The sequence below is a fragment of the Brooklawnia cerclae genome (genome assembly GCF_011758645.1).
GTDB lineage: Bacteria > Actinomycetota > Actinomycetes > Propionibacteriales > Propionibacteriaceae > Brooklawnia > Brooklawnia cerclae.
Window position 1 is genome coordinate 1,892,814 of the sequence record NZ_JAAMOZ010000001.1, and the last position, 18,320, is coordinate 1,911,133.

Consider the following 18,320-nt stretch of genomic DNA (forward strand, 5'->3'; position numbering starts at 1 on the left):
CAATGTGACCGGCCGCCCCGGGCGGCGCCTGCGCTCCAGGCGTCTCCGGGACGGCCGATCTTTTTGCCGGACGCGTCACATGTCGCGTCACATGTCACAGCGTCCGGCGGTCTGTCGCGACAGCACCTCCGCCACCTCATCGGGGGCGAGGGAGCGTCCACGAGCTTCAGCGGCAGCCCGCACAGCAGCCGTCGCGGCAGTCACATCGCGAACCGGGGATGTCCCGTCCGGTCCGCCGAGCAGACCCGCCACCGCCGCACGTCCCGCTTGGCGTCCGAACCGCCAGGAACGCGACGTGCTCACCAGGTCGGGGGCATAGGGCTCATAGGTGTGCGGGTCTGCGAAGAGCCCTGCCAGGTGCAGTCCGGACTCCACGGTGAAGATCTCCGCGCCGATCACGGGTGCCTGGGCGGGCACAGGACGACCCACCCATTCGGCCAGCGATCGGGACAGCTCGGCCGCCGCGGCGACGTCGTACGGGTCGCCGCCACGGATCGCCAGCCACGCGGCGACCTGTTCGGTGTGTGCGATCCCGGAGCGTTCGCCCAGTCCGAGCAGGCTGACGTCGGCCCAGTCGGCGCCGGCGGTCAGAGCTGCCACGGAACCCGCGGTGGCCATCCCGAAATCGTCGTGGATGTGCACGCCGATGTCGCCGGGAAAGTGCCGCCGGGTGGTCTCGACCAGACCGATGATCGTCGCAGGATCGGCGATGCCGACGGTGTCGGCCAGCCGCACCCGATCCGCACCCGCTTCGGCGGCCGCGTGGACGACGTCGACCAGGTACACCGGATCGGCCCGGGTCGCGTCCTCCAGCCCGATCGACACGCAACCGATGCCACCGGAGCGAGCCGCCTCCACCAGAACCGGCACCCGGGCGAGGGCCCAGGCCCGGTCTCGGTGCAGCCTGGCCCGCAGATGCAGGTCGGACACCGGCAACGCGAACGAGACGACATCTGGGCCCAACGCCGCAGCCGCCCGGATGTCGGGCTCCGTGGCACGGCACCAGACCGCGCGCCGTACGCCGGGGGCTCGCGCGGCCGCGACGGCCAGGAGATCCGGCAGCGCGTCCGCACCCATCGCCGTATCGGCCACGATGTGCCCGAGCTCGATCTCCGCGACGCCGATCCGGGCCAGCCCGGCGATCAGGTCGCCGCGCTGGCCCGGGGTGAGATACGGGACCGGGGCCTGGGCTCCCTCCCGCAGCGTGGTGTCGACCAGACGTCCCGGCATGGCATCACCCTTGGGCCAGGCGCTCGTAGGTGGCCCAGCGAGCGTCCACGTCGGCCTGGGCCTGCGCGAACAGTTCCGCAGCGTGTTCGGCGTTCGACCTGGCCACTGAGGAGAACCTCGTCTCCTTGGCGTAGAACTCCGACACCGGCGTCGTGGGTGCCTTCGAATCCAGGCGGAAGGACGGTGCGGCGCCGGGCTCCGGCTCCGGATGGAAGCGGAACAACGGCCAGTGCCCCGAGGCGACAGCCGCACGCTGCCGGGCGGCGGCGTTGACCAGGTCGATGCCGTGCGAGATGCAGGACGCGTAGGCCAGCACCAGCGAGGGGCCCGGGTAGGCCGCGGCTTCGAGCATCGCCCGGACGGCCTGGGTCTCGTTGGCGTTGAGGGCGATCTGCGCGACGTAGACGTTCCCGTAGGCCTGCGCCATCATGCCGAGATCCTTCTTGCGGGCGGGCTTGCCGGCCGCCGCGAACTTCGCCGAGGCACCCCGCGGGGTCGCCTTGGATGCCTGGCCACCGGTGTTCGAGTACACCTCGGAGTCCAGCACCAGGACGTTGATGTTCTGCCCGGACGCGAACAGATGGTCGAGCCCGCCGTAGCCGATGTCGTAGGCCCAGCCGTCGCCGCCCAGCACCCAGACCGCGGTGGGAACCAGTGCGTCCGCGACGGCGCGAAGCCTGCGGATCTGCTCGCCCTGCTTGCCCTCCTCGGGCAGGCCGTCGAGAGCCGTCTTCAGGGCGACCACACGTTCACGCTGCGCCACGATCGCGGCCTCGTCGGTGACCAGCACACCGGCGGTGAGCGCCTCGACGGTCTCGGCGGGCAGATCGATGCTGCCGGCGAGTTCACCCAGCAGGCCCCGGGCGATGGACTCACGCTGCGCGGTTCCCAGCGCCAGGCCCATGCCGAACTCGGCGTTGTCCTCGAACAACGAGTTGTTCCAGGCCGGACCACGGCCCTGCGCATCGGTCGTCCACGGCGTCGTCGGGAGGTTGCCGCCGTAGATGGACGAGCATCCCGTCGCGTTCGCCACGATCATCCGGTCGCCGAGCAGCTGCGACAGCAGCTTGACGTAGGGAGTCTCACCGCATCCACTGCACGCTCCGGAGAACTCGAACAGCGGCTGCAACAGCTGCGAACCCTTCACCGTCTCGGTGCGGACGGTCGTGCGATCGGTCTCGGGGAGCGACAGGTAGAAGTCGAAGTTGACGCGATCCTGGTCGCGCACGGCTTCGGCGGGCACCATGTCGAGAGCCTTGTGCTCGGGATCGGTCTTCGACCGGGCCGGGCACACCGTCACGCAGACGCCGCAGCCGGTGCAGTCGTCGGGGGCGACCTGGACGGTGAGCCTGGTGCCCGCCGGGAAGTCGCGTCCCATCGTCTGCTTCGACACGAATCCGTCGGGAGCGCCCTCCAGCAACCCCGGCTCGTACACCTTCATCCGCAGGGCGGCGTGCGGGCATGCGAGGGAGCATTTGCCGCAGTCGATGCACAGCTGGGCGTCCCAGTGCGGCAGGTCCGTGGCCAGGGCGCGCTTCTCGAGCTTCGCGGTGCCCGTCGGGAAGGTGCCACCGGCCGGCATCTCACCGACCGTCACCTGCTCGCCCTGACCGGCCATCAGCTTGCGTACCAGGCCGAGGACGCCGTCCTCCGGCGTCGCCAAGGTCGAGACCACCGGTGCCGGCTCCTCCGCGACATGGTCGGTCGGGATCGCCAGATGGTGCAGGGACGCCAGGGCATGGTCGATGGCGTCCAGGTTCGCCTGGACGACCTTCGGGCCGCGCTTGCTGTAGGTGTACTTCGCGAAGTCCTTGGCCAGACTGAGGGCCTCGTCCACGGGGAGCACCTTGGCGACGGCGAAGAAACAGGCCTGCATGACGGTGTTGATCCGCTTGCCCAGACCGACCTCCGCCGCCACGGACGCCGCGTCCACCGCATATACGTCGAGCTTCTTGTCGAGGATCTGCTGGCGCACGTCGGCAGGCAGGTGGTCCCAGGTCTCCTCCGCCGGGAAGGGACAGCTGATGAGCACGCGGGCACCCGGCTTGGCGATGTCGAGCAGGGGCAGCCGTTCCAGCAGGCCGAACTGCTGCACGGACACGAAGTCGGCTTCCTCGATCAGGTAGGGCGACTCGATCGGGTCGGGCCCGAACCTGAGATGGGACACCGTGGTCGAGCCCGACTTCTTGGAGTCGTAGACGAAGTAGCCCTGTACCCAGGAGTCGCTGTGCTCGCCGATCATCTTCACCGACGACTTGTTGGCGCCCACCGTGCCGTCACTGCCCAAGCCGTAGAAGACGGCCTGCACAGCGCGGGTCGGCAGCACGAAGCCCGGATCCGTGGTCAGGCTCAGGTTCGTGACGTCGTCGGTGATGCCCACCGTGAAGCGACGGTGCACCGGCTCGCCGGCGACCAGCTTGGACAACTCGTCGAAGACGGCGGCGGCGTCCCGGGGGAAGAACTCCTTGGAGCCCAGGCCGTAGCGTCCGCCGATGACCTCGGGCGGATCGGAGACCTTCTCGGCCAGGGCGGTGACGACGTCGAGGTGCAACGGCTCGGCGGGAGCCCCCGGCTCCTTGGCCCGATCGAGGACGGCGATCGCCTTGGTCGTGGCGGGGAGGGCCGCCACGAAGGCGTCCACCGGGAAGGGGCGGTAGAGGTGGACGGCCAGGACGCCGACCTTCTCCCCCGCCGCCACCAGGTGGTCGACGGTCTCGTTGAGCGTGCTGACACCCGACCCCATGGCCACCACGACACGCTCGGCGTCGGGTGCCCCGTGGTATTCGACGAGCCCGTAGCGGCGTCCCGTCAACTCGGCGAACTGCTCCATGACCGTGGCGACGATCCCCGGGGTCGCCTCGTAGTAGGGGTTGGCCGCTTCGCGGCCCTGGAAGAAGACGTCGGGGTTCTGGGCGGTGCCGCGCAACACCGGCTTGGTGGGACGCATGCCCTGGTCACGATGGGCGAGCACCGCCTCCTCGCTGATCAGCGCGCGCAGCTGCTCGTCCGACAGGACCTTGATCCGCGTGATCTCGTGACTCGTACGGAAGCCGTCGAAGAAGTGCAGGAACGGCACGCTGGCCAGCAGGGTCGCCGCATGGGCGATCGCGGCCATGTCGTGGGCCTCCTGCACGGTGTTGGACGCGAGCATCGCCCAGCCGGTCGACCGGGCCGACATGACATCGGAGTGATCACCGAAGATGCACAGCGCGTGGGTGGCCAGCGATCGCGCCGCGACGTGCAGCACGGCCGGGGTCAGTTCGCCGGCGATCTTGTACATGTTCGGCAGCATCAGCAGGAGGCCCTGGGAGCTGGTGAAGCTGGTTGCCAGCAGACCGGCCTGGACCGCCCCGTGCAGGGTGCCCGCAGCGCCGCCCTCGGACTGCATCTCGATGACCCGGGGGATCTCTCCCCAGATGTTGGCCCGCCCCTTGGCGGTCCAGACGTCCACCGCCTCACCCATGGGCGAGGCGGGGGTGATCGGGTAGATCGCGCAGACCTCGCTCAGGCGGTGGGCGACGCTCGCCACCGCTTCATTGCCGTCCACGCACGCGAAGCGTGGCTTGGGGGCGGGTGATGACGTGGATGGTGCGGTGGCGGGACTGGTCAGAGCGGACATCTCATTCCTCCTTGTGAGGCGCTGTGGGGGGTCGTATGGATGGTTGGTCGTCCGAATGGTCGTCCCGGATCTAGCCGCAACCGTTGCCCGGGCCGGAGCAGGAGGTGGCGCAATCCCTCGGCGGGAGGGCTCGCCGGGGAGTCTGCCCGGCGAACACGTCGGTCACGGCTTCGGTGATGAGGCCGTCGGACTCGTAGACGCTGACACCGGCTCCCTGCAACACCATGCGCGGGCTGCCGCCCAGCTGATGGCAGATCAGGGCGCGGCAGTCCGACAGCACGCCGGCGAGCATCGCCCAGCGTCCCGCCCCGCCGCCCTCGGGAGGGGTCGAGCGCCGGCCGACCAGGCGAGGAGTGATACGCCCGTCGATGTTCGCGTTCTCGTAGATCAGGACGTGGTCGGCGCCGCCCAGATGCTGGTTCACCAGGTAACCCTCCTGGGAACAGACCGCGATGTAGGGCCGTGAGGTGGACGTCATCTTGACCGCCATCAGACGCGCGACCGCGTCCTCGCCGTGCTCGTCCCCCAGCATCCCGACGGCATCGGCACGGCAGCGCTGGCAATGGGTCATCTGCGGGATGTAGTCCTGTGCGGACACCCGGGCCTGCGCGATCTCGGCGGCCGTCGGAGCGTCCAGTTCGCCGAAGGGCGTGCCGTCGACCGGGTAGAGCGGCAGGCAGTTCATCAGGTCGACGCCCAGGTCACCGGCCATGCGCGCCACATCCGCGATGCCCTCCAACGTGACCCCCGGCACCAGCACGGTGTTGATCTTCACGACCATGCCGCGCTCCTTGAGCCCGATGATCGACTCCATCTGCCGTTCGATCAGCAACTCCCCGGCCTTGACGCCGCGATAGACCTGGCGTCCGTCGCGCACCCACCGGTAGATACGCCCGGCCACCTCGGGATCGACGGTCGACATCGTCACGGTGACATGGCTGATGTTGAGCTCGGCCACCTCGTCGAGGTGGTGGGGCAACTCCAGGCCGTTGCTGGAGACACACAGCAGCAGGTCGGGGTGGCGCTGTGTGACCAGCCGCAGGGTCCGCAGGGTCTTCTCGGCGTTGGCGAAGGGATCGCCCGGGCCCGCGATGCCCACCACCGCGAGGTTCGGCACGTCCTTGCGCACCAGGTCGACGTAGTCGGCGGCCTCCTCGGGGGTGAGCACGGTGCTGGACACCCCGGGACGCGATTCCGACACACAGTCGAACTTGCGGTTGCAGTAGTTGCACTGCACATTGCAGCGAGGAGCCACCGGGAGGTGGACACGTGCGGTTCTGTTCCGGGCCGCTTCGTCGAAGCACGGGTGGTCGTTGACGGTGACCCGGGTGGGCGTCATCGGAGCTGTCGACATGTTGGCTCTCCTCACATGTAGCTGTAGGCCAATGGGGATTCGTTCTGTTGCTTCTCCAGCAGGGCGTTGGCGATCCGGTCGAACAGCTCCTGGGTGCCCCGGAATCCCAGGTGACCGACGCGCTGGGCGCCCATCCGGTCGTGGATCGGCATGCCGACCCGCACCAGTGGGACACCCAGATCGCGAGTGGTGCGATAACCCTTCGAGTTGCCGACCATGAAGTCGATGCCCGCCTGTTCGGCGGCCTTCTGGATCATGGTGAAGTCCGCGTCGTCCATGATCTCCACGCGTCCCTCCAGCTCCGGGGCGCATGCCGTGATCCGTTCGGCGAGCTTGCCCGAGCGTCCGCCCGAGGCGATGACCACGGGGGTCACGCCGATCTCTGCCAGGAACGCAGACAACCCGACGACCAGATCCTCGTCCCCGACGACCGCAGCCTTCTTCTCGGCCACATACTTGTGGCCGTCGATGTAGGCGTCCACGAGGCGTCCGCGCTCGGCAAGAAGCCATTCGGGCATGGGATTGCCGGACAGCTCGGTGAGGAGGTCGCAGAACGCGTCGGTCAGGCGGATGCCGATCGGGAAGGGCACCTGGTGGTGCGGTACGCCGAAGCGCGCGGCCAGTACCTCACCGGCGATGGTGACGCCGGGGGTGGTCAGGCCGCCGATGGTGACCGAGGCACGAGCGTGCCCGGTCGCCCGGATCTGGTCGACGGGGGTCCCGCCGGGGGGCAGCTTCTTGTAGCGGGCGACAGTGACGCCGTCCAGCCGTTCGGAATAGTCGGGCATGATCGTGGTGGGCAGGCCGAACCCGTCCGTGATCTCGCGGAGATGGCGGATGTCCGCGGGAGACACGATGCCCGGCAGCAGGGTGATCGAGTCCGTCGTCTCCCCCTCGGTGGCGATGGTCGCCACGGTCGAGGCCACGGCGGCCTGGTACCCGTCGGCATGCGTGCCGGCGTAGGAGGGCGTGGGCGCATGGACGAGGATCGGGGGTTCGACGCTGAACTCCCGAGCCAGGCCCGTGTCAGGATCGACGGCTCGTCTGAGCATCGACCCGACGTCCTCACCGATCGTCTCGGTGAGGCAGGTGGTGGCGACTCCGATGACCTTCGGCTTGTAGACCGTGGTGACGTTGACGATCCCTTGCCGCAGGTTGGACTCACCTCCGAAGACGGTCGCGTCCTCCCCCACCGACGAGGACGCGATGTCCATCGGCTCGCGGAAGTGACTGATCAGGTAACGCCGGATGTAAGTGGCGCAACCTTGTGAGCCGTGCAGGAACGGAACCGTGCCCTCCACGCCCGAGAAGGCGAGGCTGGCACCGAGCGGCATGCACATGCGGCAGGCGTTGGTGGTGGATTCCGACACCGCCCCGGAACTGGTCGTTCCTGCGGCGCGCAGGTCGGTCGTGGACATCTCAGACCTCCACGGGGTTGGCGGACTGGAAGCGAGGAGCGAACTGCCACACCGGGCTGCACACCGAGGCGTGCACCTCGCGGGCGAAGTTCGCCATCCCCAGGAAGCCCTCCAGGGGCAGCTTGCGCTCGTGGTTGTGGTCGCAGAAGGCCACGCCGAGCTTGTAGGCCAGCGGACGCTCCTTGACGCCTCCGACGAACAGATCGCACTTCTCCTCGGCCAGGAACGTCGACAGCTCGGAGGGATTGGAGTCGTCCACGATGATCGTGCCGGGATCGCACAGGTCGCGCAGGTAGCGGTAGTCCTCCGCGTTGCCCGTCTGGCTACCCACCAGCGCCGTCTTCATCCCGAGCAGCCGCAGGGCCTTGACCAGGGAGATCGCCTTGAACGCGCCTCCGACGTAGATCGCCGCGCGCTTGCCCTCCAGGTCCTTGCGGCAGGCCTCGACGACCGGCAGCACCTGGCTGATCTCCTCGGCCACCAGGTCGCGCGTCCTGGCCAGCATCTCGGGGTCCTTGAAGTGTTCCGCGATGCCGTAGAGCGCGCCTGCCATGTCATCCAGACCGAAGTAGGAGACCTTCTGGAAAGGGATTCCATACTTCTTCTGCATGTCCTTGGCCAGCTGGGTCGTGCTGCCCGAGCACTGGACGAGGTTGAGCGCCGCCCCGTGCGCCCGGCTGATGTCGGCCACACGCCCGTCGCCGGTGAGATTGGCGACCACCTCGACCCCCATGCGCTTCAGGTACTCCTGGATGATCCAGATCTCGCCGGCCAGGTTGAAGTCGCCCAGCAGATTGACGCTGTGCTTGCCGATCCCCTCGGTGCTCCCCGTGCCGATCAGGCGCAACAAGGCCTCGCAGGCCGCGTCGTAGCCCTGGCGCTTGGAGCCCTGGAATCCTTCGGACTGCACCGGGATCACGGGGATCCCGGTGCGCTCCGACACCTTGCGGCTGACCGCCTCGACGTCGTCCCCGATCACACCCACGATGCACGTCACGTAGACGAACGCCGCACTGGGGTGATGGCGCTCGATGAGCTCCATCAGGGAATCCTCGAGGCGGCCCTCGCCGCCGAAAACCACGTGTCTCTCCCGTAGGTCGGTCGAGAAGCTGAGCCGGTGCAGCTCCGGGCCGGAGGACAATGCCCCCCGGATGTCCCAGGTGTACACGGCGCAGCCGATCGGACCGTGGACCAGGTGCAGGGCGTCCGCTATGGGGTAGAGGACGACCCGCGATCCGCAGAAGGTGCAGGCCCGCTGGCTGACGGAGCCGGCCACGGACTGCTTGTCACAGACGATGTCGGCCGAGCCGTCGCCCGCACGCGCAACCTGTCCCAGACGGGAGGAGAGCACGGTGGTCATGGTTACAGCACCAGCTCGAACTTCGGATCGGCTGCGTCGCGATCGCGGCGGTCGAGCAGAGCGTCCAGCATCTTGGACCCGAGCTGGATGGCTCCGGTGTACCCCACGGTGGTCAGGTACGAGTGGCCCACCCGATCGAGGATCGGCCAGCCGACGCGGACGAACGGGAGGTCCTCCGCACGAGCGATGTACTTGCCGTAGGTGTTGCCCAGCAGCAGGTCGACCGGCTCGTTCTTGATCAGCTGGTGCAGCAGGAACATGTCGCCCTTCTGCTCGATGTGCGTGCCCGCGGCCTTGTCGCCGAGCACCTGGGTGACCTTCCGGGTGAAGGCCTTGCCCTGGTTGCCCGTGAGCACGTGCACGGGGATCATGCCGAGGTCACGGCAGAACTCGGTCAGCGCGATCACCTGGTCGGGATCGCCGGCAATCGCGACCTTCTTGTTGTAGAAGTGCTGCTGCGTGTCGACGATGAAGTCGACCAGCCGCCCGCGCTCCTCCTCGATGGACTTGGGGATCACACCGCCGCGGAACCGCAGGCACTCCAGGAAACGGTCGGTCGCCCCGATGCCGATCGGCAGGTCGAGCACCTCGCGGGGCACGTAGGCCCGGTTCTCGACCTCGATGGCTGCCTCGCGGGAGGCCCACTGGCCGAGGGCCAGCGTCGCCTGGGCGCGGCCGAGGTTCTGCAGCTCCTCGATCGTCACCCCACCGCTCGGGTACATCTCGAAGTGGCCGGTCTGCGGGGAGTCGAGGACGCCCGCGGTGTCGGGGAACAGGGTCGCCTTCATTCCGAGGGCCTCGGTGATGCGGCGGATCTCGCGCATGTCGGAGGGCTCCACCCAGCCGGGAACGATGTTCACCCACGGCTTGTCGGTGGCCTTCGGCTTGGTCTCGATCGGCTTGGCGAAGTACTTGGCCATCGCCACGCACATGTTCGAGAACCCGGTGACGTGTGTGCCGGCGTAGCTCGGGGTGTTGGCGTGGATGACGTACTTGCCGTCGGGGATGATCCCGTCGGTCTGCGCCTGCCCCACGATCTGCGGGATGTCGTCCCCGATCGTCTCCGACAGGCAGGTCGTGTTGACCGCCACCACGTCGGGCTTGTAGGTGGTGAACACCGTGCTCAGCCCCTGCAGCAGGTTCGGCTGGCCGCCGAAGACGGACGCGCCCTCGGTGAAGGAGCTTGTCGCCGCCATCACAGGATCCTTGAAGTGCCTGGTCAGGTGGCTACGGTGATACGAACAGCAGCCTTGGCTGCCATGGCTGTAGGGCAGGCACCGGTGAATCCCGAGCGCCGCGTACATGGCGCCGATGGGCTGACAGGTGTTCGCCGGGTTGATGCGCAGCGCGCTGCGCTCGACCACTTGGGTCGGTGTGTGGTCCAACATGATGATCGTCTCCTATCAGGGCTCAGTCGGCGTTCGCGGTTTGCTTGGCCCACGGTGGGGTGATGAACCGCCAGACCGCGGCGTTCACCACCCGGTCGATTTCCTGGTAGAAATTCACAGCACCCTGGAAGCCCGCGTACGGGCCGCCGTAGTCGTAGTTGTGGAGCTGCTTGCAGGGGACGCCCATCTTCTCGACGACGTACTTGTCCTTGATGCCCGAGCAGATCAGTGCCGGCTTGTAGTACTCGATGAGCACCTCGAGCTCGTGATGGCTGATGTCGTCGATGACCAAGGCGTCCTTGGCCATCTCGGGCATCATGCCCTCGTAGTCGGCGAACTTCAGGCCGCCGGCCTCCAGGGCCAGGAGCTCCTCGGTCGTCTTGCGTGCGCGGAACTCGTCGGGATCGGCGGAGACGCTCAGTTCCTCGATGTTGCGGGAGTCGGCGTCCATCTTGATGGTCGGCGTCACACGCGAGCCCTCGTAGTCGTCGCGGTGGGCGAACTCGTATCCGGCCGCGACCGTCGGCATGCCGATGTCTGCGAACAGCGCCTGGTAGTGGTGGGCCCGCGAGCCGCCGACGTACAGCATGACCGTCTTGCCTTGCGTGCGGGAGCGCACGTCCTGGCGGATCGGCTCGAGTTCGGCCATCTCCTCGGCGATGACCTGCTCGACCCGGGCGATGAGGTCCTCGTCCCCGAAGTAGCGGGCGATCTTGCGCAACGACTTGGCGGTCGACTCGGCTCCGATGAAGTTCACCTGGAGCCACGGGATGCCGTACTTGGTCTCCATCATCTCGGCCATGTAGTTGATCGAGCGATGGCACATGACGACGTTGAGGTTGGCTTCCTGGGCGTGTGCCAGGTCGGAGTACTGGGCATTGCCCGAGAAGGTGGAGACGAGGTCGAATCCGCACTTCTCGAAGACGCGCTCCAACTCGAACGCGTCCCCACCGATGTTGTACTCACCGAGCAGGTTGATGCGGAACGGGTTGGTGAGTTCCTCCTCGGGAAGGTCCTCGGTACCCACGACGTTCTTGAACAGCCCGTTGTTGGCGATGTGGTGACCGGCGGACTGGCTGACGCCCTTGTATCCCTCGCAGGAGAACCCGAACACGTTGATGCCGAGTTCGGCCTTGGCCAGTGCGGCCACCGCGTGGACGTCGTCGCCGATGAGGCCGACGGGGCAGGTCGAGAACACCGCGATCGCCTTGGGATGGAAGATCTCGTTGGCCTCGCGGATGGCCTGCATCAGCTTCTTCTCGCCGCCGAAGATGATCTCGTGCTCGGTCAGGTCGGTGGTGAAGGCGTAGTTGATGTAGTTGGGCACGCCGTTGGTATCGACGCTGTTGCCCGACTGGTTGCGCCGGGTCATCCACGCGTAGTAGGAGCAGCCGACGGGCCCGTGCACGATATGGACGATGTCCGACACGGGCCCGAGGACCACACCCTTGCAACCGGCGTAGCAACACCCGCGGGTGGTGATGATGCCGGGGACCGAACGGGCGTTGGCCTCGATCTGGTCGGGTTCCTGGGGGTCGTTGACGATGATGTGCCGACGGCGCTTCCGCATGACCTTCGGCGGGTAGGAGGTCACCAGATCGGAGATGACTGCGGAGGGATCGGGGGAACGGGCCGGCAACGGCAGCGCCTTGGCCGGCGAGGAGAGATCGAACTTGGAGACCACGTCGACGCTGACCGGCGTGGGGGGCGTGGCCAGTTTCGTCGCGGTGTTCTCTGAAGGGACTTCAGGGCTCATGATGGCTCCCTAAGACGATGAAGAAAGGTCGGACGAGGGGGCCGTCAGGCCGCGAGGACACCGTGTTCGAGCAGCAGACCCTCCAGGGTCTCAGTAGCCATCGGCTTGGGGATCACGAACATCTCGTTCTGATCGATCTTGGTGGCCAGCGCGCGGTACTCGTCCGCCTGGGTGCACGTGGCATCCCATTCGATGACCGTCTTCTTGTTGATCTCGGCGCGCTGCACGTCGTTGTTGCGCGGGACGAAGTGGATCATCTGCGTCCCGAGCTCCTTGGCGAAGGCGTCGATGAGCTCGTATTCGTTGTCGACGTTGCGGGAGTTGCAGATGATGCCGCCCAGGCGGACGACACCGGTCTGGGCGAACTTGCGAATGCCCTTGCAGATGTTGTTCGCGGCGTACATGGCCATCATCTCGCCCGAGGCGACGATGTAGATCTCCTGAGCCTTGCCCTCGCGCATCGGCATGGCGAAACCACCGCAGACGACGTCACCGAGGACGTCGTAGAAGACGTATTCGAGGTCTTCGGACGCGTCGTAGGCGCCGAGCCGTTCCAGCAGGTTGATGGAGGTGATGATGCCGCGGCCGGCACAACCGACGCCGGGCTCAGGGCCACCGGACTCCACGCACAGGGAGCCTGCGAAACCGGGGGAACGAACGTCCTCAAGCTCCACGTCGTCGCCTTCGGTGCGAAGAGTGTCGAGGACGGATTGCTGGGCCAGGCCGCCCAGCAGGAGGCGTGTGGAGTCGGCCTTGGGGTCACAGCCGACGACCATGACCTTCTTGCCCATTTCAGTCAGGGCCGCAACCGTGTTCTGCGTGGTGGTCGACTTACCGATGCCACCCTTGCCGTAGATAGCAACCTTCCGCATGAGTTCAATCACCTTTCATGGGGTGCACGGACAGCGCGCACATGATCGAGTTGATACTGAGGTGACTCGCATGAATGCGAGCTCAGAGTTATCCCAGAGAGGCGGGTCCGGATGGGGGCGGGCTACCGGGACGGGACCAGTCCGGTCTCGGTTGCGGGACCGCAGCAAGTGCGGTTGATCCGCCAGGCCCCGTCGCCGTCGTTTCGAATAGTTCAACATCAGTCTGTTACAGCCAGGTGAAACAAGTTTCAGCATCGTGTAACAATCTCGGCGCACCAGCCCGGAGCGGGAATAGATAAGGCTTCCCTTATCCAGAAGAACCGTGTAGGGTCCGCTCCCACAACGACGACGGGCCCGTCCCTCGCCGCGCGATGCGATGAGGAACGGGCCCGGACTGCCGGGAGATCCCGGAGGCTCAGCTGCCGACGGGCATCCGGTCGGCGTGGACCTTGACGACCTGATCCGGCTCCCCCGCGGTGGACGGATCGTCCTCGATCGTGAAGCCCAGATCGCGGATCATCTGCAGATCCAACTCCTTGGCCTGCCCCTCGGAGGTGAGGTAGTCGCCGAGGAACAGGGAATTGGCGGCAAAGAGCGCCAACGGCTGCAGGCTCCCGAGATTGAGTTCGCGCCCGCCGGCCAGCCGGATCTCCGCGGACGGATTCACGAACCGGAACATAGCCGCGATCCTCAGGCAGCGCACAGGTGTCAACTCGTGCAAGCCCGCCAGGCGCGTCCCCTCGACGGGGATGAGGAAGTTGATGGGAATGGAGTCGGGACCGATGCGGGCCAGGTCGAACGCGACGTCGACCAGGTCGTCGTCGGTCTCCCCCATGCCGCAGATCACCCCGGAGCACGGCGACAGGCCCGCCTTCTTGATCGTCTCGACCGTCCGCAGCCGATCCTCGTATTGATGCGTGGTGACGATCTGAGGAGTGAAGCGGCGGCTGGTGTTCACGTTGTGGTTGAAACGGTCCACCCCCGCGTCCGCCAGCGCCTCCGACTTCGCCGAGTCGATCAGTCCGAGGCTGACGCAGATCTTCATGCCGGGCAACTCCGCCTTGACGCGGCGAACGGCGCCGCAGATCCGGTCGACATCCACGCGCGAGGCACGGCGTCCGCTCATGACGATGCAGTAGGTACCCGCCCGGCTCGCGCGAGCGGCATGCGCCGCCTCGACGATGGCCTGCTCGTCCACCATCGAGAACTCCTCGACCTCCGAGGACGCGAAGACCGACTGCGAGCAGTAACCGCAGTCCTCGCCACATCGCCCGCCGCGTGCGCTGAAGATCACGTTCAGCCGCACCCGGCGTCCGAAATAGTGCCGACGCAGCCGGAAGGCACCATCGAGCACCGCGAGCAACTCGTCGTCATCGCTGCCCAGCAGCCCGAGCGCCTCCTCGCGCGTGATGGCCCCTCCATGGACGATCCGTTCGGCCAACCCGTTCCACGACATCCGACCCCTCCGGTCCTCGCACCAGCAGCACGCGACCCATCGGTGGTAGCGTCCCGCCCGCCAGACTTGAACACTGTTCAAGACGCGTTCACGCTAGCAGACCGGCCGCTTGCGTCAGGTGCGGGGTCCGGCCGCCGCACCTGCGGAGCGGGTCAGGCGACCTCCAGAGTGGGAACGGCCGCCACGAGCGAACGGGTGTAGGGGTGAATCGGATCGTCGTAGACCGCATCGGTCGGCCCGCACTCGACGATCCGGCCCTGGTTCATCACGGCGACCGTGTCGCACACATACCGCACGACGTGCAGATCGTGGGAGACGAACACCAGCGTGAGGCCGTACTCGTCCACCAGGTCGGACAACAGGTTCAGCACCTGGGCGCGCACCGACACGTCCAGCGCGGAGACCGCCTCGTCGGCCACCAGGATCGAGGGGGACCCGACCAGCGCCCGGGCGATCGCGATGCGCTGGCGCTGACCGCCCGAGAACAGGTGCGGATAACGATCCATCGCGCTCGCGGGCAGCCCCACGTCGGTCAGCAACCGGCCGACCCGCTCGCGTCGCTCGTCACGGCTGAGCCCGCGCAGGGGCTCGGCGACGATGTCCTCGATCCTCATCCGGGGGTCGAGCGAGCCCATCGGATCCTGGAAGACGATCTGCACCTGCTTGCGCAGCCAGCCGAGGCGCCGCTCGGGCACACCGACGATCTCCTGACCGTCGATGCGTACCGACCCCTCGGCCCCGCGGTCCAGGCCGGTGAGGATGCGCAGCAGTGTCGACTTGCCACAACCCGACTCCCCCACGATCCCGAAATGCTGGCCGGGGCGCACGTCAAAGGAGACCTTCCGCAGCGCCTGGACCGGCGCCGAGCGACGGCCCGCCCGCAGATAGGTACGCTCGACCTCCGTGGCCACCACGAGCGGAGGTGACGCGACGATGGCAGGCGTCCGGTTGAACACCCATGATCCCTCGTGCCCTTCCGGGATCACCTCGTGCGGTGCCTCGAAGGAGGGTGCCTGGTCGTGCGACCCCGCGTCCTCCGCAGCCCGGACGACCGGCGCGGCAGGAGGGATCTCCCTCGACGCCGGAGCGAGGTCGACCAGCGTCACGAGCCGCCCCGAGGCCGGGTCGGTCTCCAATGTCGATGCCGCCAGCAGAGCCCGCGTGTAGGGCGCCTCGGGAGCCGAGAAGACCCGGTCGAGCGGGCCCTGTTCGACCACGGACCCATGGCGCAGGATGACGACCCGCTCACAGACGTCCGCCACGATCGCCAGGTCGTGGGTGATGAACAACAGGGACGAGCCCGCGTCGGTGACCTGCCGGCGCATCAGGTCGAGCACCTGCTTCTGGACCGTGACGTCCAGCGCGGTGGTCGGCTCGTCGGCGAACAACAGGTCGGGGGTGTTGGCCATCGCCATGGCCAACATGACGCGTTGGCGCTGACCACCCGAGAGCTGGTGCGGATACGCCTTGGCGGCGCGGGCCGGATCCGGGATCCCCACGCTGTCCAGAAGCTCGACGACACGAGTCGCCACGTCGACGCCCTTGCCCGCCCGTCCGTCGATCACCATCACCTCGGCCACCTGATGGCCGACCTGTTGCAGCGGGTTGAGCGCGGTCATCGGCTCCTGGAACACCATCGACAACCGGCTCCCCCGCAGCCTGGCCATGTCCTTCTCGGGGGTCGCCAGCAGGTTGCCGGGAGTTCCGGCCAACCGGACCTCCCCGCTCGGCGTCAGGTTCCCGGGCAGGAGCCCCATCACGGACAGGCAGGTGAGCGACTTGCCGGATCCGGACTCGCCGATCAACCCGACCCGCTCCCCCGGCGCGATGTCGAGGTCGAGACCGTGGAGGATCTCGGCCTGCCCGCTCCGCACCCTCAGATCACGAACGCTGAGCAGCGGCCCGGTCGTGGTTGAGACGGTCATGAGGCTCCCTTCATCCGGGGATCGAGTTGGTCACGCAGGCCGTCACCGAGCAGGTTGAACGCCAGGACGGTCCACGCGATCGCCACACCGGGCCACAGGATCAGCAACGGCTGGTTGTAGATGTAGACCTGCGACTCCTGGAGCATGCGTCCCCACGACGGGGTGGGCGGCGGAGTGCCCAGGCCGAGGAACGACAGCGCGGCCTCGCTGAGCACTGCCAGGGCGAAAGTCACCGTGGCCTGGACGATGACGATGCTCAAGATGTTCGGCAGCACGTGCCGTACCGCGGTGAACAGCGGGCCGCGTCCCGATGCCCTGGCGGCCAGCGCGAACTCACGGCTCATCACCTGCATCGTTCCCGACCGCGCCACCCGGGCGAACCCCGGCGCGAATCCGATACCCAGGGCCACCATGGCGGTCCAGGTGCTCGCGCCGAAGACCGCCGCGAAGACGATCGCCAGGAGCAGCGGCGGGAACGCCTGGACGATGTCGTTCCAGCGCATCATCCATTCACCGGGTCCCCGGCCGGTCATGCCGGCCATGATCCCCCAGGGCACTCCGACCACCGTGGCGATCAACACGGCCACCACGCCCACCAGCAGCGGGACGCGCGACCCCGCGATCAACTGACTCAGCACGTCGCGGCCCAGGCCGTCGGTCCCGAGCCAATGGGTTCCCGAGGGCCCCTGCAGCCGACTGATGGGGTCGGTGCGCAACGGGTCGGTGGGTGTCCACACGAACGAGAGGGCGCAGATCGCCAGTACGACGGCGACCATCACCAGCCCGATGACCAGGGTCGCGTTCAGCCGGGGACGCTTGCGCCGTTCGGCGCGGAACTCCTGCCCGCCCCGGTCGGAACCGGTGACCCGGGCGTCCGGAGCCTGTGGCTCCACGCGGGAGGTCTGCGTCCCTTCCGGTTCGGGACCGGAAGGAAGGGGTGCGGCCGCTTGCAGCTCGATCATCGGGTGCTCCTGAGTCGCGGGTCGATGATGGTGTACGCGAGGTCGACGACGAGGTTGATCAGCAGCACCATGAAGACCACGATCATCACCACTGCCTGAACCTCGACCATGTCGCGGTTGGACACGGAGCGCAGAAGCAGCGATCCGAGACCGGGGATGACGAACACGGTCTCGATGACCACGGCCCCGACGAGCAGGCCGGAGAACTCGACGCCGGTGACGGTGACCACGGGCACCAGAGCGTTGCGCAGACCGTGGCGCCACAGCGCCTGACCCGAGGTCAGGCCCTTCGCTCTCGCCGTGCGCATGAAGTCGTCCCGCTGGATGTCGAGCACGGCGGAGCGGGTGTACCGGCTGAGGATCGCCCCGCGGACGATCCCGAGCGAGAGCGCCGGGAGCAGGAGGTGCTCGAGGAAGCCTGCGGGGTCCTGCGCCGGTGGCGTCCAGCCGTTCGAGGGAAGCCAACCGAGGACGACGGCGAACACGACCACCAGGAGCAGGCCCATGAGGAAGTTCGGGATGGAGATGCCGATCTGGCTGAGACCGGCCAGCGCCAGCCCGTCGGGGCGGCCCTGGCGCATGGCTGCCAGCGTGCCCATCGGTATCGCGATGACGATCGCGATGATCATGCCTGCCAGCACCAGCAGCAGCGACACCTGGAGTGCGTTGAACACCTCACCCGTCACGGACTGTCTGGTGAGGTAGGACTGCCCGAGATCCCCGTGCAGCAACCCTCCGAGCCATTCGACGTACCGCACGACAAGGGGCCGGTTCAGGCCGAGTTCGGCACGTAACGCGTCCACATCTGCCTGCGTCGCGTCCACCCCGAGCTGTGCGCGGGCCGGGTCTCCGGGCAGGACGCTGAGCATGAGGAAAACGACGACGGACGCGACCAGCGCGGTGACGACGAACACCCCGAGCCGGCGAACGACCTTGACGAGCATGAATCCTCCCTCTCTGTGATCGACGGATCGCCTCGT

At 67.5% G+C, this 18,320-nt stretch carries 12 protein-coding genes; all 12 read right to left on the bottom strand.

The annotated features are described in order from the left end of the window. Nucleotides 1–87: 87 nt before the first annotated feature. Entirely contained in the window at nt 88–1,230 is a 1,143-nt protein-coding gene (locus FB473_RS08730) for a homocitrate synthase/isopropylmalate synthase family protein (RefSeq protein WP_167166525.1), read from the bottom strand. A 4-nt stretch (nt 1,231–1,234) separates the two neighbouring features. Then, on the bottom strand, nt 1,235–4,849 hold the full coding sequence (gene nifJ, locus FB473_RS08735) for a pyruvate:ferredoxin (flavodoxin) oxidoreductase (RefSeq protein WP_167166527.1): 3,615 nt from the start codon (nt 4,847–4,849) through the stop codon (nt 1,235–1,237). A gap of 70 nt (nt 4,850–4,919) precedes the next feature. Then, complete coding sequence (nifB, locus tag FB473_RS08740; protein WP_208390494.1) at nt 4,920–6,203, bottom strand: nitrogenase cofactor biosynthesis protein NifB; 1,284 nt, start codon at nt 6,201–6,203, stop codon at nt 4,920–4,922. Between the two features lie 11 nt (nt 6,204–6,214). Continuing rightward, nucleotides 6,215–7,621, bottom strand: a complete 1,407-nt coding sequence (locus FB473_RS08745; protein WP_167166529.1) for a nitrogenase component 1 — start codon at nt 7,619–7,621, stop codon at nt 6,215–6,217. A gap of 1 nt (nt 7,622) precedes the next feature. Then, complete coding sequence (nifE, locus tag FB473_RS08750) at nt 7,623–8,981, bottom strand: nitrogenase iron-molybdenum cofactor biosynthesis protein NifE (protein ID WP_167166531.1); 1,359 nt, start codon at nt 8,979–8,981, stop codon at nt 7,623–7,625. A 2-nt stretch (nt 8,982–8,983) separates the two neighbouring features. Then, nucleotides 8,984–10,369: a nitrogenase molybdenum-iron protein subunit beta gene (gene nifK / locus FB473_RS08755; RefSeq protein WP_208390495.1), complete on the bottom strand. Its 1,386-nt coding sequence runs from the start codon at nt 10,367–10,369 to the stop codon at nt 8,984–8,986. Between the two features lie 22 nt (nt 10,370–10,391). Further along, on the bottom strand, nt 10,392–12,125 hold the full coding sequence (gene nifD, locus FB473_RS08760) for a nitrogenase molybdenum-iron protein alpha chain (RefSeq protein ID WP_167166533.1): 1,734 nt from the start codon (nt 12,123–12,125) through the stop codon (nt 10,392–10,394). Nucleotides 12,126–12,169: 44 nt separating this feature from the next. Beyond that, on the bottom strand, nt 12,170–12,997 hold the full coding sequence (gene nifH, locus FB473_RS08765; RefSeq protein ID WP_167166535.1) for a nitrogenase iron protein: 828 nt from the start codon (nt 12,995–12,997) through the stop codon (nt 12,170–12,172). Between the two features lie 415 nt (nt 12,998–13,412). Next, nucleotides 13,413–14,453, bottom strand: a complete 1,041-nt coding sequence (bioB, locus tag FB473_RS08770; protein WP_167166536.1) for a biotin synthase BioB — start codon at nt 14,451–14,453, stop codon at nt 13,413–13,415. A gap of 152 nt (nt 14,454–14,605) precedes the next feature. Further along, entirely contained in the window at nt 14,606–16,378 is a 1,773-nt protein-coding gene (locus FB473_RS08775; RefSeq protein ID WP_167166538.1) for a dipeptide ABC transporter ATP-binding protein, read from the bottom strand. Next, nucleotides 16,375–17,154, bottom strand: a complete 780-nt coding sequence (locus tag FB473_RS08780) for an ABC transporter permease (RefSeq protein WP_167169364.1) — start codon at nt 17,152–17,154, stop codon at nt 16,375–16,377. The genes FB473_RS08775 and FB473_RS08780 overlap by 4 nt, the downstream gene beginning before the upstream one ends. Before the next feature lie 182 nt (nt 17,155–17,336). Further along, a complete protein-coding gene (locus tag FB473_RS08785; RefSeq protein ID WP_167166540.1) occupies nt 17,337–18,284 on the bottom strand; it encodes an ABC transporter permease in 948 nt (315 codons plus the stop codon). Nucleotides 18,285–18,320 lie beyond the last annotated feature (36 nt).